The sequence below is a fragment of the Streptomyces racemochromogenes genome (assembly GCF_039535215.1).
Classification (GTDB): Bacteria; Actinomycetota; Actinomycetes; order Streptomycetales; family Streptomycetaceae; genus Streptomyces; species Streptomyces racemochromogenes.
The window spans coordinates 116,023-136,921 of the sequence record NZ_BAAAWT010000001.1 but is presented as its reverse complement, the minus strand read 5'-3'; the positions used below and the strand labels follow the sequence as shown (position 1 = coordinate 136,921).

Here is a 20,899-nt window from a genome sequence, read left to right as displayed (position 1 = left end):
GCGCCCGCGGGGCCGGCGGGTCAGGCCCCGGCGCGGGACGTGCCCGGGGGAAGGTTGCCGAGGTAGCGGCTGAGGACGGCCGGGGCGCCGACTTCCCTCAGCAGGGCGACGAGTTCCACCTGGCTCTTCGTCTCCCGCACCAGTTCGTCGTCTTCGGGGAGCACGAAGAACCGTGCTCCGGCCTCGATGCCGAAGTGCCGCGCCAGGGCCTCCAGGGGGCCGTCCGTGAAGAAGGACGGGTCCACCCCGAAGATCTTGCAGAGCAGCTTGGTGGACTCCAGGCTCGGCTTGCTCTTGTCGTCGAGCAGGTTGTAGAGCCAGGTCCGCGACTTGCCGCAGGCCCTCGCCAGGTCCGTGATCGTGTGCGGTTTGCCCTCGGCGGTCATCCGGGTCTTCAGCAGGTGTTCGAGCCGGGCGATGAACGGGTCGTCGTCCACGCCCTCCGTGACGGGCTCGCCCGCCCGCAGGCGCCGCAGGAGGGCGACCGGCACACCCGTGGCGAGGCTGACGGCCTCCAGCGACTGGGGCCCGCCGTTCCTCGGGAAGATGTGGGCGAACAGGAAGTCGAGACGCGCCGAGATCAGCGACGCCCGTTCGTCCCCCGTGCCGCTCATCGGTCTCTTTCCTGCTGGCTCGATCGGCTGCCGGCACCGGGCGCGCGGAGCGGCCGGGACGGCGAGTGCCACGATCATCGCCGCTTTCGCCTTGGCAGGGAAGGGCCTAAAGCCCTCCGCGCCGACGACGGCGCGCCGGCGGCCGGTTCCCGTGCCGAAGGTGGGACAAGCTCCACGGACCGCCCACGAGTTGAGGTATGTGCAAACTATTGTTGACAGCCGCAGGCTCGTGCAGCAGGATCTTGCCCATGCCGCCAAGGGGGCGGCCCACCGCACTCGCGGGGGGCCTTCCGTATGGCTGTATGCGCCGCCCAAAGGCAGCGATCTCCACGGGGGAGGGTCGCAACTTCGGTCCAGGACAGCATGATTGCGGCCCGGACCGACGCCCGCGGGCGGCGCACGGCATGCCCGGGGCGGATTACGCCCGGCGATCCGCGGCGGAGGCGAAACCCAGCCAGGTGTGCCGGTTGTTCCACCAGCACCAGCCGACCTTGGGCGCGTTGCGCCGCTCGCGGCCGTCCCGGCCGGTCCCGTTGCTGATCCAGATCGCCGGAGTACGCGCGTCCGCACTGCCGTTGGCCTTGATGAGGCGCGAACCGATCGTCATGAAGCAGTGGTTGCGGTCGAGTACGGCGGGCTGCTGGAGGATCCAGGCGACGCCCTCGGTGAGCAGGAGCGGGGTGCGCCCCTCCTCGGTGAGAGCGGGAAGCGCCTCTTCCGGGCTCCAGTTGGCCATGCGGTCGCCGCGGTCGAGGCCGTCGACCAGGTAGAGAGGGGCGTCGGGCAGCTCCACCCGGTGGGGTGCGAACCGGTCGACGTCGTGCATGTCGGCGACGACGAAGCCGGACTTCCCCTCCCGCCGGAGCAGCGGCGCGAGGGCGGAGGCGGGGGCCCGGTCCGGGTGGACGGCGAGCAGGGCCCCGTCGCCGCCGGAGCCCGCGAAGGCCCGCAGCTCGGCGGCGGAGATCCCGGCGATGGCGGGCACCCCGAGCTCGATCAGGCGCTCGGCCTGGACGGAGAGCGGCGGCAGCGCGGTCGCGGCGTCACCGGAAACGGTTGCGGGCAGGGGCACGGTTACTCCCTCGCGGTACGTGATCGACTCCGATTCACTGGTCAAACTTGACTACGACGTCCACGGTACGACGTTCGACGGTGATTGGTCAAACTTGATTAGAGAGATCGGGTCGGGCCGCCGCCGTCCGCCCGGCGGCCCTAAGCTAGTCAAACTTGTCTTGAAGGGAGACTCCCATGTCAGCGATCCGTCTGCTGGTCCTCGGCGCGGTCCGCCAGCACGGACGGGCGCACGGCTACCAGGTCCGCAACGACCTGGAGTTCTGGGGCGCCCACGAATGGTCCAACGCCAAACCGGGCTCGATCTACCACGCCCTCAAGCAGATGGCGAAGGAAGGCCTCCTGCTGGCCCACGAGGTCGCGCCGAGCACCGTGGGCGGCCCGCCCCGCGTCGAGTACGAGATGACCGACCGGGGCACCGGCGAGTACCTCACCCTGCTGCGGCAGGCGCTGACCTCCTACGACCAGAAGACGGACGTCCTCTCGGCCGGCATCGGATTCATCGTAGACCTGCCGCGGGAGGAGGCCGTCGCGCTCCTCAAGGAGCGCATCGAGCGGCTCCGCCAGTGGCGGGCCTCGGCCACGGAGTACTACACGCCCGAGGGCGGCCCCGGACAGCTCGGGCACATCGGCGAGATCATGAACATGTGGGTCCACTCGGCCGACAGCGAAGCGGCGTGGACCCGCGGCCTGATCGACCGGATCGAAGGCGGGGCGTACACCTTCGCGGGGGAGGGCGAGCCCTTCGTGGGCGTCCTGGCGGAAGACCAGCCCAACCCGTACGCCACCGGCCCCCACCCCGAGGACACCCTCTAGAGCCTCACGAACGCCGGCACGGCGGCGCCCCCCGGGTCACCTGTCCTCCACCGGTTCCCGCAACTCCACGGTGAAACCGGCGCGTTCGAGCACCTCGGCGCCGCGTCCGCTCGCCAGCGCGAGCACGAGCCGCTCCGACGCCACGTTCACGGGCACGGCCTCGGTCGTCTCCGCCACCGCGGCCAGTTCCGCCGGACCGCGGCCCTCCGGCAGGCCGATCCGCGCCGAGAACACGGGACGGCCCTCCACCGCGGCGGGCGCGAACACCGGGTGCGGCGCCGTCCGCATCCCCGCCTCCCGGGCGAACGCCCGCTCCTGCGCGTCCTCTCCGACGAACACGCAGCCGTCGGCCGGCACACCGCCGGCGCTCGCGACCGCCCGGTCGAAGATCCCGCGGCCGTCCTTCACGCCCCAGTGCACGAGACCGGCGTCCGTGAAGCGGCCGGGAAACGCCGCTTCCAGGGCCGCCGCCGCCCGCTCGGCAGCGCCGTCGCCCGGCCCGGGATTCGAGACGATGCCCATGCGCACGCCGGCGAGGGCGTCGAGGACGGCGACCACCCGGGGCCGGGGCCGCAGCGTCAGCGAGCCGTCGGGCTCGAACCGGGCGTCCGCCAGCGTGGCCCCGATGTCGAAGAAGAGCACGGACATGTGAAGCGCCTCCGAGGTGTGTGGGTTCCCACCCCGACCTCTGCCCGCGCCCCCGCCCGCCCACCGCGCGCACCGCCCCACTCCCACCCGATCGGCGCAACGAAACGTCCCTGACCGCCCGTAAGCCGGATCCCCGGAGAACACGGCGGCCGGCAGGGCATGGTGGACCCAGCGATCACAGCCGGAACGGAGAACCGATGAGCACTCTCACCGCCCCCCTCGCCTCCTGGTCGCCCTCGAGAGGCTGATGGGGCAACTGGGCCCGCCGGGGCGCGGGTTCCGGTGCGGAACGTCGCCAAGGTCGTGCCCTTCGTGGGCGTCCTCATCGGTGCCGGCATGAACTCCGCGGTCCTCGGGGGAGTGGCCGCCGACGCCCGGCGCTACTGCCAGCCCCGGTTCCTGTGAGACAAGTACGGGCTGCCTCTGCCGGCCGCGCTGGCGACGGGCGAGGACGAGGACCCCGCGGCGCGGGCCCCGTAGCGGGCGAGGACCCGGCCCGGCGCCCGGACCGGGCCCCCGCCGCCCGCCTGGCGGTGCGTCAGTCGACCTTGTGCCAGTGGGTGACCCGCACCGCTCCGTCCTCGGCGCCGATGTTCGCGTACATCGCGAGGTGTCCGGGAGCCAGGAAGGTGTCCTTCTTCTGCCGGAAGAACTCCTCGTCGTACCAGGCCACGTCGAAGACCACCTTGCCGCCGGCCTGGCCGTTGCGTTCCACCCAGGTCCGCTGCCAGTCGTACGGGCCGTCCGACTGCTCGGCGAGGCGCTCGTCGGAGGCCCGCAACGCCTGGACGCAGCGCTCCAGCGCCTCGTCGGAGGCGAGGTCGATCTCGCAGTGGGACTGGGCGACGACGGTGCGCCCGCCCCTGCGTCCGGGCGCCGAGTCGCCCAGGAGAACCAGTTCTCGGATCACGGGATTGCCGGGAAGTATCGTGCTGGACATGGGTTTCCCCCTCTGACGGGTGGCAGGGACCGCCTGGCACCCTCGGAGATCAGAGACACGACGTACTCGACCGTTACCGGTCGATTTTCGACGCTAGGGACGCCCGGACGACCCGTCAACGCGGGGGAGCGCAAACCGGCCACCGCCACGCGGGCCTACTCCCGCGCGGGACCCGCCCCCCGCTCCCGCGCCGGGGACCGCTCAGGCGCATCCGCTCCGGCGCGGTGGCGCAGGAGCACCGGACTGCCCGCCAGGGTCACGAGCAGCGTCCCCGCCCCCGCCAGCTCCAGGGCTCCGGCTCCGCCGAGCAGTGCCGTGGCCGGCCCGCCGAGCGCGGTCCCCACCAGGTTGGCCCCGTTCAGCGTCGCCCCCGAGGTGGCGAAGGCCCGGCCGCGTACCCCCTCGGGAACCCGGGCGTGGATGAGGTTGCGGATCGCCAGCCCCTGGAGGGAGTTGGCGACGCCGGTCAGGACGAACGAGACCAGCGCGAGGGCGAAGACCGGCACGGCGGCCCCGACGGCGAGCGAGGTCCCCATCAGCACCCCGGCCCCGACCAGCACCCGCGGCTGCCACTCCAAGGGGACCCGCGGGGCGATCAGCGTGGAGGCGGCGAGCATGCCGACGGTGTGCGCGCTGACCAGGAAGCCGTACCCGGTGCCCGAGACGCCCAGGTCGTCCCGGATGAAGAAGACCCGGGCCACGCTCAGCACGGCGGTGAACACGATCGCCGACGCCAGCGCGAGGATCGCGGTACGCAGCAACCGGTCCCCGCCCAGGACCCGCACCCCCTCCCGGACCTGCGCGGGCCAGCTCCCGCCCGCGCCCGCCGCGGGCTGGCGCCGGACCCCCAGGCAGGACAGCACCACGGCCATGACGGCGAAGGTGGCCGTGTTCGCCAGCAGGACGACCCGTACGTCGAACACGGCGATCAGCACACCGGCCAGCGCCGGCCCGGCCACGTTGCCCGCCGACCGGAACGCGTCGAGCCGGGCGTAGCCGCGGGCGGTGTCCTCGGCCCCGACGATCTCCGGGACCAGCAGCAGCAGCGCCGGCGACGCCAGGGCCAGCCCCGCCCCGAGCAGCACCAGCAGGACGAGCGTGCCGGTCAGCCCTGTCACGAACACCAGCCCCGCGCTGACCAGACCCTGCAACGCCGTCACCACGACGACCAGCCGGGCGCTCTCGACCCGGTCGACCAGCGGGGCGGCCAGCGGCCCGACCACGACCAGCGGCAGCACCCCGGCGACCACCAGCGCCGAGACGGCCACGCCCGAGTGCCCCTGGTCGTGCAGCCGCAAGGTCAGGGAGAGGATCGCCATCTGGTCCCCCATGGAGGACATGCCGTACGCCGCCGCCACCACCGTCAGGACAACACCACGTTTTCCGAGCACCCGCAGATGCTGCCAGCCCCGCCCCGCCCCCGGTACCCGCGGGCACCGGATCCGGCCAGTGCGCGCCCCCGCGCCGTACCGGTGACGGGGCACGGCCGATGGGAGCAGTGGGCCGGGTCGCTCAGCGGTGCGACGGGTGCGCGGTCGGCACAGTGGGACCGTGAACAGATCCCATGGGCCGCGCGCGGCCAGAGTCCTCGGTCCCGCCGTGACCGCCCTCTCCCTCGTCGTGCTCGCCGCCGGTCCCGCGGCGGCGGCGCCGTCCCTCGCGCAGCGCGCGGGGTCCGAGGTCCAGTGGACCGCGCTGCCCGCGACCGCCAACGAGGTCATCGTCGACGTGAACTCCGGCGAGATCTCCCTCTTCGACGCGGCCGGCGTCGTCCCCGGGTCCGGCTGCCACAGCATCGCGACCAGCCAGGTCAACTGCGGTCCGGTCGGCACCACTTCGCGGCTGCGGATGGCGGCCGGGGACGGCAACGACACGGTGGGGCTCGGGTTCTTCGTCCCGCTGCCGGTCGCGGCGGTCATCGACGGCGGGACCGGCCAGGACCGCCTGCGCGGCGGCAGCCGGGGTGACCAGCTGTCCGACCCCGACGGCTGGCCCGTCCCGCAGGCGCAGAACAGCTTCGTCGGAGGCGGCGGCAACGACACGATCATCAGCCGCAACCGGGGCTACGACCGGATCGACTGCGGAGACGGGTTCGACACGGTGATCGCGGACCCGGCCGCCCGCGACGTGGTCGTGAACTGCGAGAACGTGATCCGCCTCTGACCGCCTCCCCCGCGCGTCCGCTCGATCCCCCTTCGAGGAGTTCTCGCTCCCGCGCTGACAGCGTCAGCGCCACGGGCTCCACCGGGGACGAAAGGACACGAGGAATGACCAAGTCAAGGCGCAGGTTCGGCATTGGCGCCGTGGTGGCCGCGGTCGTGGCCACCACGATCACCTTCACGGGACCGGGCGCCAGCGCGCAGGACACCGCGCGCCGCGGCTGGGACCACTTCACCTTCGGCGTGCCGTGGGAGGAGTCCTACGGCTACTCGCAGGGCATCAGGGCCGGGGACGAGATCTACATCTCGGGGCAGGTGTCGCACGACGCGGCGGGCAACTTCGTGGGCGCCGGCGACTTCGAGAAGCAGGTGCGCACGTCGTTCGACAACCTGGACAAGGTCCTCGCGCACTACAAGGTGCCGCGCAGCCAGATCATCAGCATCAAGATCTTCACCAAGGACCTGCGCCAGAACTTCGACACGGCCGCCCGGCTGCACAAGGAGTACGTCGGCAAGCACCGCACGACCGACACCATCGTCGGCGTCTCCGAGCTGTCGGTCCCCGAGCAGCTCGTGGAGATCGAGGCCATCGTCAAGGTCTCGCCCCGCTCCTGACCCGACGGGCCGCGCGGTGAGCACCGCGCGGCCCGCCCGTCACCACTGACGCTTCACGGCGGCCTTCGTACCGGTCACCAGGCTCGCCGGCGCGACGTCGTCGGCCACGACCGCGCCGGCGGCGATCACGGCGTCCCGCCCGATGCTGACGCCGGGCAGGATCGTGGCACCGGCGCCGATCCACACGTTCTCCGCGACGTCGATGGGCGCGCCGGTGAGGTACAGCCGCCGCTCCTCGGGGTCGACCGGGTGCCCGCTGGTGATGAAGGTGACCTTCGGGCCGACCATCACCCGCTCGCCGAGCCGGATGCCGGCGTAGTCCAGGAACGTGCAGTTCTGGTTGATGAACACGCGCTCGGCGAGTTCGAGGCGCAGGCCGTGGTCCGTGTAGAAGGGCGGATAGATCGTGACCCTCGGCGGCAGCGGCTTGCCGAGGATCTGTTCGAACAGCTCGGCCTTGGCCTCCTCGTCCTCGAAGGGCAGGACGTTCAGGCGGGAGGTGAGCCGGGTGACCTCCAGCACCCTCTCGGCCATGGCCTGGAACTGGGGACTGTGGATGCGCATGAGCCGGTCGCTGGACATGCCGGGATTCTCCCGCCCGTCCGCCTGACCGGACAAGACGGGAGCCGACCGGCCCGGGTCAGAAGAGGTGGCGGACGAAGACGTCCGACGTGCCGTTGGTGTCGCCGGGCACGATGTCGTCGGCCGCGGACTGGAAGACCACGTCGCGCCCTCCCGTGCTGACCGCGTCGATCCCCGCCGTGGCGGGCCGGTCCGAGACGACCTGGTCGGTACCGGTCTCCAGGTCGCGCAGCACCAGCGACGGTCCGCCCGTGGCGTTCGGGGCGTACAGCAGGTGCCGGCCGGTCGGATCGACGGCCAGGCCCTTCACGTCCGTGACCGTGCGGGTCGTGCCCGAACGCAGGTCGTGGACGTAGGTGTGGGAGCCCGAGAGGTAGACGGCCGTGCCGCCGTCGTCGCTGAGCTGGACGAGCGAAGCCGCCGTGGCCGGGCCCTCGACCGGGCCGGTGCTGGTGCCGGTGGTCCGGTCCCAGACGAAGACGTCCTTCGCCGCGCCGTCCTGGTAGGCGACGTAGCGCCCGTCGCCGCTGATGGAGGGCCGGGCCGGGTAGGTGTGCTCGAAGGAGGCGACGGTCACCACGGCGCCGGTGTTCCAGTCGTGGACCTCGACGCGCTGGCGGTTGGTGGGGGCCGGCTTCCTCATGAGGAGGGCGAGGGCCGTGTACCGGCCGTCCCCGTTCAGCGACGGCTGGTCGCAGCTGTAGGCCGAGCAGTTGGCGGACGCCGTCCCGCCGCTGCTCACCTGGTACTGGCGGATGCGTACGTCGTTGATCCACTGGAGCGAGTAGCCGACGTACGCCCCGTTGCCGCTGATCGCCGGGGGCTGGAGCGGGGTGTACGTCCCCATCCGCTTGGTCAGCGCCGTCTGCTGGTCGCGGACGAACACGGCCTCGTTGCCCGCCGGGCTGTCGGGCGTGAGGTTGCGCGCCGAGGAGGAGAAGACGACGCGGCGGCCGTCGGGGGTGATCGAGGCGGCGCCGGAACCGCCGTCGCCCTGGGTGCCGTCGGGCGCGACGCTGATCCTCTCGACGCCCACGGTGGCCGGACCCGCCGCCCCCGCGGGTCCGGCCCAGGCGGCTCCGGGCAAGGCGGCCGTGACAGCGCAGACCGCGACGGCCGCGCCCAGGGCGGCCCGTGCGCGTCTGGCGGTGACCCCGTGCGTGGTTCCCCTCATGTTCCCCCCAGTCAGGACGAAGTCCCGCCTCAGGCTCCCTGCCGGAGGCCAGAGCATGCAATCGCGGCGGTGCTGTGGGGTCAATGAGGCACATGCCCGAGAGACGTGGTTTCGGCCATGACGGAGCGCGAACGCCCCGCGGGGCCGGCTGACCGGCCTCGCGGGGCGTTCCCGCACGGACCCGCCGTTACCGGCTGAGGGTCCCGAGCGCCGCCGCGTCGTACGGCTTCAGCTCGTCGAACCGGTTGCCGAGGACCTTCGCCGCCCACTGCGGGTCCTGGAGCAGCGCCCGGCCGACGGCCACCATGTCGAACTCGTCGCGCTCCATGCGGTCCAGGAGGTTGTCGATGTCGCCGAGCGCCGCGCCCTCGCCGGCGAAGGAGCGGATGAAGTCCCCGTCGAGGCCCACCGAGCCGACGGTGATGGCCGGCCGGCCGGTGAGCTTCTTGGTCCAGCCCGCGAGGTTCAGGTCCGAACCCTCGAACTCCGGGAGCCAGTAGCGCCGGGTGGAGGCGTGGAAGACGTCGACGCCCGCCGCCGCCAGCGGGGCCAGGATGGCCTCCAGCTCGGCCGGGGTCTGCGCGAGCCGGCCGTCGTAGGCCTCCTGCTTCCACTGCGAGTAGCGGAAGATCACCGGGAACTCGGCCGAGACGCGCTCGCGGACCGCCGCGACGACCTCCGCGGCGAACTTCGTACGGGCCACCGCGTCACCGCCGTACGCGTCGGTACGGCGGTTGGTGCGCTCCCACAGGAACTGGTCGAGCAGGTAGCCGTGGGCGCCGTGCAGTTCGACGCCGTCGAAGCCGATCCGCTCGGCGTCCGCGGCGGCGTCGGCGAACGCGCCGATGACGTCGTCGAGGTCGGCGCGGGTCATGGCCCTGCCGGTCCCCTCGGTGCCGTCGACGCGGATGCCGGAGGGGCCGACGGCGGGCGCGTCGGGGTACGGCGCCTCGCCCTGGTTGCGCACCATGCCGATGTGCCACAGCTGCGGCACGATCGTGCCGCCCGCCTCGTGCACGGCCGCGGCCACCTTCGCCCAGCCCGCCAGCTGCTCCTCGCCGTGGAACCGCGGCACCCGGTCGCTCTGCCCGGCGGACTCGTGGCCCACGTAGGTGCCCTCGGTGACGATCAGGCCCACGCCCGCGGCGGCGCGGCTCGCGTAGTACGCCCGCACGTCCTCGCCGGGCACGCCGCCGGGGGAGAACATCCGCGTCATCGGAGCCATCGCGATGCGGTTGGGGACGGTGAGGCCGTTGAGCGCGACGGGCCGGGAGAGGATCTCGGCCGCGCGGGAGGCGGTCGACGTGGTGACGGTCATGCGGGTCCTCCGGGTGGTGGCTGTGGCTCGTCGGACGACAACGAGAAGTGCATAGTACACACGCTATGTATCATGCATATTGCAGCGCTGTCGGCCCGCCGGTCCCGGCCGGCCCGCCCGCCCCGGCCCGGCGGTCCGCACGCGTCGGCGATAATGGAGCGCCGGAAGGAGCGGGAGGCGCAGTGCTGGAGAAACTGGAGCGGGAGCTGATGCTGCTCTCGCGGCACCAGGTGCTGGGCCGGCACGAGCGCGACCACGAGCGCCTGGAGCGGTCGGCGTACCTGCTCCTGAGCCGCATCGACACCCAGGGCCCCATGTCGATCGGCCAGCTGGCGGAGGCCTTCGGGCTCGACACCTCGACCGTGAACCGCCAGACCGCCGCACTGCTGCGCTGCGGGCTCGCCGAACGCGTCGCCGATCCGGACGGCGGCATGGCCCGCAAGCTGCGCATCACCGACGAGGGCGGGCGCCGGCTCAGCGGGCACCGCGAGGTCAACCGCTCCTGCCTGGCCCGGATCGTCGCCGGCTGGTCGCCGGAGGAGGTGCGGGAGCTGGAGGACGTCCTGGTCCGGCTCAACCGCAGCGCGGAGGCCCTCGAAGGGCGCTACTGGCCGCGCACGGAGGAGGACGCCGCCGGCGCCGCCTGCCGGCCGCCGGCCCCGGGGGAACCCGCGCCGCCCACCGCGTGACACCTCACGGGTGCAGGCCGTCCTCGTGCACCCGCCGGGCCAGCTCGATCTTCGTACGGGCGGGCCGTCCGGCCTGCCGGTACTTCTCCTTGACCTGGTCCAGGTAGTACTTCGCGGTGTGGTAGCTGATGCCCGCACGGCGCGCGGCGGCCTTCAGCGTCAGCCCGGAGGCGTAGTCGCGCAGCACCTGCCGTTCCCGCGGCGCCAGGTGCGGCCGGGCCGGACCGGTGTCGTTCGCCCAGGCGAAGGCGAGTTCGGGCGAGTGCGCCGTGCCGCCCGCGGCCACCGCCTCGACGGCCTCGACGAGGGTGTCCAGCGCGTGGTCCTTGGTCAGGTAGCCGTCCGCCCCGGCCGTAACGGCCGCCACGATCCGGGCGCGGTCGGTCACCGTACTGATCAGCAGGACCTTGCTCCCGGCCGCCCGCACCCGCCGTACGTTGGCCTCCGGATCGGAGCCGTCGCGCAGGACCAGGTCCAGCAGGACGACCTCGGCCGCCGCCCCCGGCCGCGCCAGCAGCTCACCGACCGTCGCCGCGGTGCCGACCAGCCGCAGCCGCTGCTGGCGGCCGAGCCAGGAGACCAGCCCGTCGAGGAGCATGCGGTCGTCGTCGACCACGGCGATGTCGATCACGCGGGCCACCGCAGCTCGACGACGGTCCCCTCACCGGGGTGACTGTCCACGACCGCCGCCCCGCCCACGGCGGCCAGCCTGCCGCGGACCGACCTGCGCAGCCCGGTCCCACGCCCGCCGGACCCGCGGACGTCGAAACCGGCCCCGCGGTCGGCCACGGTCACCTCTACCCCGCCCCCGGCCCCTCCGACGGCGGTGACGTAGGCGGTGTCGGTGCCCGCGTGCCGGCTCACGTTGTTCAGGGCCTCGGACACGGCGGCGGCGAGGGCCTCGCAGACCTCCCGCGGCAGCTCCGGCACGGCGTGGAACTGCGCCTTCAGGGTCAGCCCCAGGCCCTCCGCCCGGTGGACGGCCTCCTCCAGTGCGGCCCGCGCGTCCGCCGCCGCGCCCGGAGGCGGGCCGTACGGCCGGTCGTGCCCCTCCTCCTCGGACTCGACGAGCCGCCGCAGGTACGCGGCCTCGCGCGCGCAGCGTTCGCGGACCGCCGGGGCGTTGGCGTCCACGCGGCCCGCCCCGATCGTGGTGAGGGTGGCGAGCACGGTGTCGTGCAGGGCCGCGTGGTGCGCCGTACGCTCGGCCTGGCGCGCGCGGGCGGCCTCCAGGGCGACCGCCCGGTCGTGCGCGGCGTCCAGCAGGAGCCCCTGGCGCCGTGTGTACCACCAGCCTCCGCCGGCCAGGGCGACACAGCTGGCGATCGCGCTGAAATGATCGAGGAGACCCGCCGGGTCCGGGTCCGGCACCACCGCGTGCACGGCGGGCGAGGTGGCCAGCAGCAGCGCCACCGCGAGGGCGGCCCCCCGCCACCGGAACGCGACCACCGCGGTGGCGGCGGCCGACAGGCTCTGCACCATCAGCCAGCCGTGCGGTGCCACGGCGTCCCCCTCGCCGATCACGGCGACGGCGACCCACGGCAGAACGCACCCGGTCACCAGCACATCGGTCCACACGCCCGCACCGGAGAACCAGCCGCGCACGAGGGCGGGCACGTAGAGGACCACCGAGACGGCGCAGACGCAGGCCAGCAGGGCGACGCTCCGGACGTCCACCCGGTCCGCGAGCACGACGCCCGCCGCGGCTATCAGGTGCGCCAGCCGGAACAGCGCCGTGGCCTTCACCGCGAACCCCCGCGCACGCCGAAGCCCCACCCCTCGCCCCCCATGCCACGAAACCCCACCGGTACCCGCCCATATGGGGCGGGTGTCGTGGCTTCAGTGGATCTCGCCCGGTTTCCCGCCGTCAAGACGGTCCTCGGACACGCTGGGCCGGACGCGTTCCCGGCCCCCGGCGTCCCGTCAGCCCTTGAGCCGGCGGTTGACCTCCTCACTGATGCGGCGGTTCAGCTCGGCCAGCTGCCCGGGCGTGTAGGCGGTGAGGTCGCCGAGGTCCGGCGGCTCGGCCCGGGGCTTGCCCTTCGCCTGTTCCTCGCGCCGTTTGAGCTCCTGTTCCTCCGGTGAGCCGGGGGCCGCGAACGCGCACTTGATCAGTGTCCCGTCGGCGGCCTTCAGGCAGGTAGCCTCGCGGCCCGCGACCTGGCCCCGGCCCTCCACGCGGTAGCGGATGTCCTGTTCGCTGCCGATGGTGGCGGTCCAGGTGGTGCCGCCCGTGGGGACCACCTCGAACACCCGGTCGTCGTTGTAGCAGCAGACGTCCCGGTACTCGGCCTTGATCAGCGCGATGATCGCCTTCGGCGAGGACCAGGTCGGATCGAGCCGGTGGACGGTCAGCGGCGCCAGCCCGCCGCCCTCGTGGCGGGCCGGCACCGTCGCGACGGCGACGACCGAGCTGGCCTCGCCCTGCGGCGTCAGCGGAGTGACGTAGACGCTGCGCCCGCTCGCATCGCCGTAGCGCAGGGTGAACTCCGAGTCGTTCCCCTCGTTCGCGCCGTCCTCCGAGGCGTCCCAGCCGCTGCGTTCGAACCACCAGTCCGTGAAGCCGCCGACGGCGGCCACCGCCTCGCGCTGACGGGCGGCGAGGCTGAGCGGATAGGAGGGCCCCGGCACGGCGTCCGTCTCCGTGGTGATGGTGACCTTGCCCGTCCGGCCGTCGTAGAGCGCCACTCCCGCCGGGCGTTCCGTCACGACCAGGAACCCGGTCTGCCGCTTCAGGGGTACGACCACGACGGGCGTATCGCCCGAGCAGGTCACGTACGCGTCGCCGGCCTCGAAGCGGACCCAGCGCTTCTGCTCGGAGATCTTCCGGCCCAGGTTGTGGCCGAACCAGCCGCTGACGCGGGCGTCCGCCACGTCGACGTCGAACGAACAGCGCTGCTGCGCCCGGCCGGTGCCCCCGAGCGGCACCTCCTGCACGAGGCCGACCTCGTACCCCGACAGCCAGCCGCTGCGCTCGACGAGGGTGGAGAAACGGTCCGAGTCGGGCAGGTACGTGATGTCGGAGATCTCACCGGTGACATCGCCCAGGTGCGGAGCCGCCTGCGCCTTCCCGACGAGGTAGGGCGCACGGGGGGCCAGCGCGGGCACCGGCTCGGTCACCACCCGCGTGGCCTCCATGTAGCCGCGGTCCTGGAGGTACGCGCCGTAGACCAGCCACCAGACGGCGAGTGCGAGACCGACGAGGACGCCCAGGCAGCCGAGCACCCCCGCCGCCTCGCCGGAACCGCCGCCTTCCCTGCCGCGCGCCCGGCGCAGCAGCCACCGCCCGGTTCCCGCCAGCGCGATGAGTCCCGACGCCAGCAGCGGCAGGGCCAGCCAGGCGAAGAGCTTGCGCAGCTCCCACACCAGGACGGTGGAGTAATAAGGGGCGTACCACGGTGCGCACGCCACCAGCAGCACGACACCCGCAGGCACACCCATACGCAGAGCCCGACCCATCAGCGCCTCCCCATCGCGTGGTTCAGCACCAGTGTGGAGTGCCGGGCGGAACCTGTCATGGCCGAATCCGCATTCTCCGGCAGACCCCCGCCGCGAAGGCGTCGCGCCAACTCCGTTGAAACAGTGGGAACTTGCCTCACCCGTCAGTAACATCCCACCGGCCAGTAGCACGCCGTCCGTGAAGCCGCCCCCGAAAGGGTCTCCCGCATGCGCCGGACCTCCCGCTTCGCCCCCGTCGTCCTCGCCGTGGCAGCCCTCCTGCTCGGCGTCGTCCCCGCGCAGGCCCAGGCCCGCCCGGACCGCGTCACCGACCGCGTCACGGTCGGGGACCGCACCTTCATCGCCGACGGCCGGGGCCGCGCACTGCAGTGGCGCGGCTTCAACCTCGCCGACAAGAGCGGCCGGGGCGCCGACGCGTTCGCGGACATCCACGAGAGCGACCTGCGGGACATGTCCGCCCGCGGCTTCAACCTCGCGCGCCTGGCGTTCTTCTGGGACGACCTCGAACCCACCCCCGGGCACTACGACCGCGGTTACCTCGCCAAGATGCGCCGCATCCTCGACTGGGCCGACCGCTACCGGGTCAAGGTCGTACTCGACGCCCACCAGGACGTGTACGGGCCGCACTTCGGCGCCCGCGGCGTCCCCGACTGGGCCACCCGCGACGACGGACTGCCGTTCACGCCGATACCCGACGACTGGTTCTCCCAGTACTTCGAGCCGTCCGTGCAGGCCGCCTTCGACCACCTGTACAAGGACGCCGACCTCCGCACCGCGCACGCCCGCATGTGGATGACGGTCGCCTCCGCCCTGGGCCGGCACCCGGCGCTGCTGGGCTACGACCTGATGAACGAGCCCTTCGCGAAGTTCCTCGAAGGCGAGGACCTCCCGGCCGCCGCGGCCCGCTTCGAGGCCGGCGAGCTCACCGAGATGTGGAACCGCCTCGCCCGGGCGGTCCGCCTGGTCGACCGCACGTCGTGGGTCTTCGTCGAACCCACCGTCATCGTCGGCCTCGGCGTCCCCACCCGGCTGGGGGCCATCGACGACCCGCACGCCGGGTACGCGCCGCACTTCTACGAGACCGGGATGGAAACCGGCGCCGACTACGACCCCGATGGCACCTTCGTCCCCGCCTACGAGGCCGCCATCAGCGACTACCCGACCCGCAACCGCATGCCGGTGATCGTGGGGGAGTGGGGCGGGAACCCCTACGTACCGCACGCGAGCCGGTTCGTCACCGACATGACGGCCGCCATGGACCGCTTCTCCAGCGGCTGGACCTGGTGGCAGTGGTGCCGGGGAGGCGGCTACTGCTTCCTCGACCGGACGGGCGCCGTGAAGCCCGGCGCCCGGCTCCTGGTCCAGCCCTACGCGCGGGCCGTCGCGGGAGACCCGCTCCGCTTCGCGTACGACCCCGCCACGCGTACCTACACCCTGGCCTTCCGCACCCGCGGCGACGCCGGGGGACCCACCGAGATCACCGTTCCCGACGACGCCTACCCGGACGGTTACCGCGTCACGGTCCGCGGAGGGAACGCCCGGTGGGACGGACACGGCCAGAGCGTGACGGTGACCACGCGCGGCAGGGCCGGAACCACGTACGAGGTGACGGTCGGCCCGAAGTAGGGCGCAGCGCCAGTTTATTGAACGTGTTCAGTCGGTGTGTCATGATGCGGTTCCCAGGAAAGGACGGCCGCCATGACGAGCTCGCTCCTGCGGCCCCGCGGCCGCATCCGCACGGCCCCCGCCGCGACCGGAACCCCGGTACCCGTCGAGGGCGCCACGGAGCCGACGCGCATCCTCGACTGGCGCGACCCCCGCGTCACCGCCCTCACCCGGAGCCTCGAACTGCCCGCGGGCGAGGACGCCGACCCGGTGGCCTCCCTGCGCCGGGCGCACCGCTGGATCGCCACCTCCATACGCCCGGTCTACTCCGTCCAGGACGAGCGGCCCGTGTCCCAGGTGCTGCGCCGGGGACGCGGCTCGTGCAGCCAGCGGCTGGCGGTGCTGGAGGCCGTGGCCCGGGCGACGGGGACGGCCACCCGGGTGCGCGGCCTGGTCGTCGACGGGGCCTTCTGGTACCCGCGCTTCCCCCGGCTGCGCGCCCTCGTCCCCGACCAGGTCGTCCTGGCCTGGCCGGAGTTCAGACTGCCGGAGCCCGCCGCGGAACCGGGGGCCGCGCGTTGGCTGACGGTCTCGGAGCTCTTCGGCGCCTTGGACGAACGCGGCGCCGCCCCGGGAGGCGGCTTCACCAACGCCGGCTCCGAGACCCTCTTCGAGGCGGTCGCCCGTACGGCCGTCGACTGGGACGGCGCCGCGCCGCTCTGCCCGACCGGCGCGGCCCCCTGCGACCTGTCGGCGTACGTCCTGACGGACCTCGGCCACTTCGACTCGCGCGACGCCCTCTTCGCCCGCCACGGCCAGACCCTCTGCCCCCTGGCCCGCACTGTGGCGGAACCGGTCCTGGGCCGCCACGCGGCCGGAGCCTAGGCCGGCCCCCCGGCACGGGCCCCGGCTCGACGGGCGCACGCCGCCGGGGTCAGGCGTCCGCCTGCCCGTCCGCGCCGGGGCGCCGGCCTCCGTACGACGCGGCCAGCGCGTCCGCGACGGCGGCCGCGTCCGCGTCGGCCACGTCCGCGGGGTACTCGGGCAACAGGTCGTCCCAGACGGGCAGCCACGAACCGTAGAGCTGCGACTGTCCCTCGGGGCGGGCGAAGAACCACACGTGGAGGTGCGCGGCCCCGTCCCCGATGCGGTACACGTGGGCCCGGGAGACGTGCGGCAGCGCCTGGACGTGCCGGACGATGTGCGTGGTGAGCACACCCAGTTCGGCGGCGAGCTCGTCCGGCAGATCGGCCATGTCGTAGTGGTCGCGCGGGTACAGCATCAGCACCAGCGGCACGCCGGGGCCGGGTATCCGGGCGAGCCGCCAGCGGTCGTCGAGCCAGATGCCCTCGTCGCGGGAGCGGCACTCGTCGCAGTCCGCGGGATCCTCGCCGTGCCGCGGCGGCTCGGGCAGGACGGGCGGCCGGAGCGCCGAGACGCGCAGGCCCTCCGCCTCGAAGGGGCTGACCTCCCATCCGGTCATCCTGGCGAGCGGGAGCCGGAGCTGCTCATCCGCGGCCGCACGTGCGTGGTCGTAGAACTCATCGGGTCGCAAAGCCATGATCACCACACTAGTCACGGACTCCTTGGCGGCTCCACCCCCATGACGTGTGCGCCGTGACGCCGGAAATGGATCACCGGACCGTGTGGTTGTCCGTCACGTGCCCCAAGACCTCCAGCAGACCGAGCAGATCCACGCCCTCCTGGCCAACCGTTTCAGCCCCCGCCGGTTCGACCCGTCCGCCACCGTCGACGACCCCGCCCTCCACCTGCTCCTCGAAGCCGCGCGGTGGACGCCCTCGGCGGGGAACTCGCAGCCGTGGGGCTTCCTCCCGGTCAGGCCGGGCGAACCGGACCACGCACGGATACTGCCCCACCTCGCGCCCAGTTCCCGCCGCTGGGCGAAGGACGCCGGGCTGCTCGTGGTCGCGCTGACCCGCCGGTACGTCGACGACACCGACCTGGTCTACTCCGAGTTCGCCGACTACGACCTCGGGCAGGCGGTGGCCCACCTCGGTGTCCAGGCCCAGGCGATGGGCCTGTCCACCCACCAGTTCCGGGCCTTCGACCTCGAAGCCCTGACCGAGGAGCTGCGCCCCCGACCCGGGTGGGTGATCGTGTCCATGATCGCGGTCGGGCGGGCGGCCGACGAGCCCCCCGCGGTCCGCGAACGCCGCAGCACGGCCGACCTGTGCTCCGCGCCCTGGTCGACGCCGGGGGCGTAGCCGCCCGCCGGCTCCCGCCTCGCGGGGCCCCTGGGCGTCGCCCATGCTGGTGGTAGGCGCCGTCGGCGTGAGATGTCCTTGTCCTTCCAGGAGGCCGGAACCGGCGCCTGAGAGGAGCAGAGCCATGCGTGCGCGAAAGCTGGGCCTCGCTCTGGCCGCGGCGATCCTTGCGGGTACGGGTATCGGCGCCACGGGTGCGGTCAACGCCCATGCCGCCACCGCCCCGACCATCACCAGGGACGAATGCACCGCCGCCGGCGGGCAGGTCAGCACGATCCCCTACGGCGGCACCGTCTGCACGCTGCCCGACGGGACCCGGGAGACGGTCACCTGACGGACCGGCGCCACGGCCGGCTCCGAGCCCGTGTCACCGGGCGTCGGGGCCGGCCGTGGCGCCGGCGTCGCGGGGCGGCCGCCGCCCCCGCTACCGCGGTTCCTGCGCGGCGAGCCGGCACGCGCCGCCGGCCGCACCACCCGGCACTCCCGCCTGGGCCAGCCCGTCCACACACCCCGTCAGGTCGCCCGACACCCCGCGGGTACAGGCCGCCGTGACGGCCTCGGTGGCACTGGCACCCGCCTGGACCGCCGTGTTCACGCAGGCGGGGATGTCCGCGCGCGCGGCCGGGGCGCCGAGCGCCACACCGCCCAGCGACACGGCGAGTCCGGCGAGGACACCGGCGAATTGGGTCGACGTACGCATGGCAGACACCTGCTCTCCGAGTGACCGCGCCACCGCGACCGGACGGCGAACAGCGCGACGGCGTACCGGCCGGCCGGGCCGCCGGGGGCGGTGACCGCCGCCGTCGGTGACGACACGAGCGCCCCGCAGGGGGGCGGGGCGACGCCCCCGCTGCTTCCACCGTACGACCGGCCCGCCCCTGCCACGACCGGGCCACACCGGATCGCCCGGGGCCGCCTGCGCCCGGGCCCGGACCCGCCTGCGCCTCGCCCCGGACCCGCCTGCGCCTCGCCCCGGACCTGCCCGGGCCCGCGCCCGGAGCCGCCCGCCCCCCCGCCCGGGCCCCCGTGAGAAATCCGCCGCCCAGCCGTCCGGCCCATCAAGCGCCCCCGCCACCACGCCGAAAAGGATCGGGCGGAGTCGAATCCGTGCCCCACGCCACCCAGACGAGGGCGGTCCCGCCCCGGCCGCCCAGGCCCGGAGGAGACCCCCATGCGCGCGTCAGTGCCCCTGACCGCTGTCGCCACCGCCGCACTCCTGCTCGCCACGCTCACCGCCGCCGCCGCCGCCCCGACGGCCGCCGCGGCGGACCGGGACCCGGGCCCAGGCGGCTCGCCCCTGGTCAAGGTGTCCCACGGCGACCCGTACGCGGACTGCACCATCGGCGCGATCTCCCCCGACAGCGTGGTCTACCCGGGCAGCGAGGTGGAGCCGTACCTGGCCGTCGATCCGCGCGACCCGAAGCGCGTGGTCACCGTGTACCAGCAGGACCGCTGGAACGACGGCGGAGCCCGTGGACTGGTCGCCTCCTGGACCACGGACGGCCGCACCTTCCACCGGAGCACCCTCCCCTTCAGCCTGTGCGCCCCCGGCGGCGCGGACTTCGAACGGGCCACCGACCCCTGGGTCAGCACCGGACCGGACGGCACCGTCTACGCAAGCGGCGAAGGCGTGGACTTCGTCAAGAGCACGCGCACCGGCCTCCTGGCCGCCACCTCCCACGACGGCGGCCGCACCTGGCAGAACCCGACCACCACGCACGTCGACGCGCAGCCCTTCTTCAACGACAAGCCCTCGCTCACCGCCGACCCGGTCCGCGCGGGCACCGCCTACCAGGTCTGGAACCGCCTCGACAACGCCCCGCCCGGCCCGGGCTCCCTCGACGGCCCCGGCTACCTCTCCCTCACCCGCGACGGCGGCCGCACCTGGAGCCGGGCCCGGAAGTTCGTCGACACGGCCGCTGTGCCCAACACGCAGACCATCGGCCACCTGATCGTCGTCGACCGGCGCACCGACACCCTGTACGACTTCTTCGACCGGATCACCTACTCCGGCGACCTGAGCACCGTCGTCGAAGCCCGCTACCAGGTGGTCACCTCGACCGACGCCGGAGAGACCTGGAGCGCCCCCGTCACCGTGGCCCGGGACACCTCCGTACCGGAGGTCGACCCGAACGACCCCGCCAAGCCGCTGCGCGCCGCGTCCACGCTGCCCAGCCCGGCCGTCGACCCCGGGACGGGCACGCTGTACATGGCGTACGAGGGCGCGGACTTCACCGCCGGCCGGTTCAACTCGATCCAGCTGGTGCGCTCCACCGACGGCGGACGCACCTGGGGGGCGCCCGAGCTGATCAGCCCCGGCAACGTCCCGGCCTTCTCCCCGTCCATCGCGGTCGACGAGCGGGGCACCGTCGCGCTCACCTACTACGACCTGCGCTTCCTCGAGCCGGGCGACACCACGACCCTGCCCACGGCGTACCAGCTGGCCACACTGCCCCACGGAGACGCACGGCGCCGGACCGAACGGCGCATCTCGCGCGTCTTCGACTGGCTGGACGCGCCGTTCGCCGGGGGCTACTTCCTCGGCGACTACCAGGGCCTCGTGGCGGACGGCAAGGGGGTACGGGCGGTACTCACCCTCACCGGCCCCGACGCGCCCCGGAACCGCACGGACGTCTACACCGCCACCTTCCGGACCGGCTGACCGCGGCGGCCACCGTGCGCGCGGGTCCGCCTCACCGGGAGCTCCGCCGCGGAGCGGGCGCGACGAGCGCGGAGGCGAGTTCGCACCACTGAGCCTCCGGCAGCCTGGCCGGGTCGGCGGTCAGCACCTGGAGGCAGACGTGGTCGGCTCCCGCGCCGAGGTGCTCCCGTACGCGACGGCGTATCGCCTCCGCGTCCCCGTACGCGACGATCGCGTCCACCAGCCGGCGACTCGGCGCACGGCGATCGGGCCGGTCAGGCCGAGGGCGCCGAGGGCGCCGAGGAGACCCGGCAGTCCGAACCGCTGCTGGACCTGGTGCTGG

The 20,899-nt window shown here is 73.6% G+C and carries 24 protein-coding genes; 10 read left to right on the top strand and 14 right to left on the bottom strand.

Translation table 11 applies throughout. From position 1 onward, the window contains the following. Positions 1–20 precede the first annotated feature (20 nt). Entirely contained in the window at positions 21–614 is a 594-nt protein-coding gene (locus tag ABD973_RS00730) for a helix-turn-helix domain-containing protein (protein ID WP_125823670.1), read from the bottom strand. A gap of 418 nt (positions 615–1,032) precedes the next feature. Next, a complete protein-coding gene (locus ABD973_RS00725; protein WP_345504411.1) occupies positions 1,033–1,680 on the bottom strand; it encodes a DUF5701 family protein in 648 nt (215 codons plus the stop codon). 182 nt (positions 1,681–1,862) lie between these two features. On the opposite strand from ABD973_RS00725, the gene ABD973_RS00720 reads away from it, so the two are divergent. Further along, entirely contained in the window at positions 1,863–2,501 is a 639-nt protein-coding gene (locus tag ABD973_RS00720) for a PadR family transcriptional regulator (protein ID WP_125823671.1), read from the top strand. Between the two features lie 36 nt (positions 2,502–2,537). Here the strand turns inward: ABD973_RS00720 and ABD973_RS00715 are convergent, their stop codons facing one another. Further along, positions 2,538–3,149 carry an HAD family hydrolase gene (locus ABD973_RS00715; protein ID WP_345497625.1) on the bottom strand — a complete coding sequence of 204 codons (612 nt, stop codon included), beginning with the start codon at positions 3,147–3,149 and terminating at the stop codon, positions 2,538–2,540. Positions 3,150–3,431: 282 nt separating this feature from the next. Here ABD973_RS00715 and ABD973_RS00710 point away from each other — a divergent pair, with 282 nt between their 5' ends. Beyond that, positions 3,432–3,554, top strand: coding sequence for a hypothetical protein (locus ABD973_RS00710; RefSeq protein ID WP_277607522.1), 123 nt, complete (start codon positions 3,432–3,434; stop codon positions 3,552–3,554). 133 nt (positions 3,555–3,687) lie between these two features. On the opposite strand, the gene ABD973_RS00705 is transcribed toward ABD973_RS00710, so the two are convergent. Both ABD973_RS00705 and ABD973_RS00700 read right to left on the bottom strand, forming a co-directional pair. Next, positions 3,688–4,089: a hypothetical protein gene (locus ABD973_RS00705; protein ID WP_125603290.1), complete on the bottom strand. Its 402-nt coding sequence runs from the start codon at positions 4,087–4,089 to the stop codon at positions 3,688–3,690. Between the two features lie 155 nt (positions 4,090–4,244). After that, positions 4,245–5,480 (bottom strand): MFS transporter, encoded by a 1,236-nt coding sequence (locus tag ABD973_RS00700; protein ID WP_345497620.1) that lies wholly within the window; start codon positions 5,478–5,480, stop codon positions 4,245–4,247. A 160-nt stretch (positions 5,481–5,640) separates the two neighbouring features. Between ABD973_RS00700 and ABD973_RS00695 the strand changes: the two genes are divergently transcribed. Continuing rightward, positions 5,641–6,252 (top strand): hypothetical protein, encoded by a 612-nt coding sequence (locus tag ABD973_RS00695; protein ID WP_164721024.1) that lies wholly within the window; start codon positions 5,641–5,643, stop codon positions 6,250–6,252. Positions 6,253–6,356: 104 nt separating this feature from the next. Beyond that, the gene (locus tag ABD973_RS00690; protein WP_125603293.1) at positions 6,357–6,863 is read left to right on the top strand and encodes a RidA family protein; all 507 of its coding nucleotides are present in this window, start codon (positions 6,357–6,359) and stop codon (positions 6,861–6,863) included. A 39-nt stretch (positions 6,864–6,902) separates the two neighbouring features. Here ABD973_RS00690 and ABD973_RS00685 read toward each other — a convergent pair whose 3' ends face one another. The 3 genes from ABD973_RS00685 to ABD973_RS00675 form a co-directional block, all read right to left on the bottom strand. Beyond that, positions 6,903–7,445: a DapH/DapD/GlmU-related protein gene (locus ABD973_RS00685; RefSeq protein WP_185899660.1), complete on the bottom strand. Its 543-nt coding sequence runs from the start codon at positions 7,443–7,445 to the stop codon at positions 6,903–6,905. A 58-nt stretch (positions 7,446–7,503) separates the two neighbouring features. Then, the gene (locus tag ABD973_RS00680; RefSeq protein ID WP_345497615.1) at positions 7,504–8,619 is read right to left on the bottom strand and encodes a TolB family protein; all 1,116 of its coding nucleotides are present in this window, start codon (positions 8,617–8,619) and stop codon (positions 7,504–7,506) included. A 187-nt stretch (positions 8,620–8,806) separates the two neighbouring features. Continuing rightward, positions 8,807–9,937: an NADH:flavin oxidoreductase gene (locus tag ABD973_RS00675; protein ID WP_125823674.1), complete on the bottom strand. Its 1,131-nt coding sequence runs from the start codon at positions 9,935–9,937 to the stop codon at positions 8,807–8,809. 209 nt (positions 9,938–10,146) lie between these two features. On the opposite strand from ABD973_RS00675, the gene ABD973_RS00670 reads away from it, so the two are divergent. Beyond that, a complete protein-coding gene (locus ABD973_RS00670) occupies positions 10,147–10,626 on the top strand; it encodes a MarR family winged helix-turn-helix transcriptional regulator (RefSeq protein ID WP_241253633.1) in 480 nt (159 codons plus the stop codon). A gap of 4 nt (positions 10,627–10,630) precedes the next feature. Here ABD973_RS00670 and ABD973_RS00665 read toward each other — a convergent pair whose 3' ends face one another. From ABD973_RS00665 to ABD973_RS00655, 3 genes are all read right to left on the bottom strand, one after another. Continuing rightward, complete coding sequence (locus ABD973_RS00665; RefSeq protein ID WP_164721027.1) at positions 10,631–11,257, bottom strand: response regulator transcription factor; 627 nt, start codon at positions 11,255–11,257, stop codon at positions 10,631–10,633. Next, complete coding sequence (locus ABD973_RS00660; RefSeq protein WP_125823675.1) at positions 11,254–12,372, bottom strand: sensor histidine kinase; 1,119 nt, start codon at positions 12,370–12,372, stop codon at positions 11,254–11,256. The genes ABD973_RS00665 and ABD973_RS00660 overlap by 4 nt, the downstream gene beginning before the upstream one ends. 177 nt (positions 12,373–12,549) lie before the next feature. Beyond that, positions 12,550–14,067 (bottom strand): hypothetical protein, encoded by a 1,518-nt coding sequence (locus ABD973_RS00655; protein WP_345497610.1) that lies wholly within the window; start codon positions 14,065–14,067, stop codon positions 12,550–12,552. 225 nt (positions 14,068–14,292) lie between these two features. On the opposite strand from ABD973_RS00655, the gene ABD973_RS00650 reads away from it, so the two are divergent. Next, a complete protein-coding gene (locus tag ABD973_RS00650; RefSeq protein ID WP_125823676.1) occupies positions 14,293–15,711 on the top strand; it encodes a cellulase family glycosylhydrolase in 1,419 nt (472 codons plus the stop codon). A gap of 72 nt (positions 15,712–15,783) precedes the next feature. After that, positions 15,784–16,575 carry a transglutaminase domain-containing protein gene (locus tag ABD973_RS00645; RefSeq protein WP_125823677.1) on the top strand — a complete coding sequence of 264 codons (792 nt, stop codon included), beginning with the start codon at positions 15,784–15,786 and terminating at the stop codon, positions 16,573–16,575. A gap of 49 nt (positions 16,576–16,624) precedes the next feature. On the opposite strand, the gene ABD973_RS00640 is transcribed toward ABD973_RS00645, so the two are convergent. After that, entirely contained in the window at positions 16,625–17,251 is a 627-nt protein-coding gene (locus ABD973_RS00640) for an HIT family protein (RefSeq protein ID WP_345497606.1), read from the bottom strand. Positions 17,252–17,351: 100 nt separating this feature from the next. On the opposite strand from ABD973_RS00640, the gene ABD973_RS00635 reads away from it, so the two are divergent. Further along, positions 17,352–17,915, top strand: coding sequence for a nitroreductase family protein (locus tag ABD973_RS00635; RefSeq protein ID WP_125823679.1), 564 nt, complete (start codon positions 17,352–17,354; stop codon positions 17,913–17,915). 124 nt (positions 17,916–18,039) lie between these two features. Continuing rightward, positions 18,040–18,249, top strand: coding sequence for a hypothetical protein (locus ABD973_RS00630; protein ID WP_345497604.1), 210 nt, complete (start codon positions 18,040–18,042; stop codon positions 18,247–18,249). A gap of 90 nt (positions 18,250–18,339) precedes the next feature. Here ABD973_RS00630 and ABD973_RS00625 read toward each other — a convergent pair whose 3' ends face one another. After that, positions 18,340–18,615 carry a hypothetical protein gene (locus tag ABD973_RS00625; protein WP_345497602.1) on the bottom strand — a complete coding sequence of 92 codons (276 nt, stop codon included), beginning with the start codon at positions 18,613–18,615 and terminating at the stop codon, positions 18,340–18,342. A 471-nt stretch (positions 18,616–19,086) separates the two neighbouring features. Between ABD973_RS00625 and ABD973_RS00620 the strand changes: the two genes are divergently transcribed. Further along, complete coding sequence (locus tag ABD973_RS00620) at positions 19,087–20,577, top strand: sialidase family protein (RefSeq protein ID WP_345497600.1); 1,491 nt, start codon at positions 19,087–19,089, stop codon at positions 20,575–20,577. Positions 20,578–20,608: 31 nt separating this feature from the next. Here the strand turns inward: ABD973_RS00620 and ABD973_RS00615 are convergent, their stop codons facing one another. Next, on the bottom strand, positions 20,609–20,797 hold the full coding sequence (locus tag ABD973_RS00615; RefSeq protein ID WP_345497598.1) for a hypothetical protein: 189 nt from the start codon (positions 20,795–20,797) through the stop codon (positions 20,609–20,611). Between the last annotated feature and the right edge of the window lie 102 nt (positions 20,798–20,899).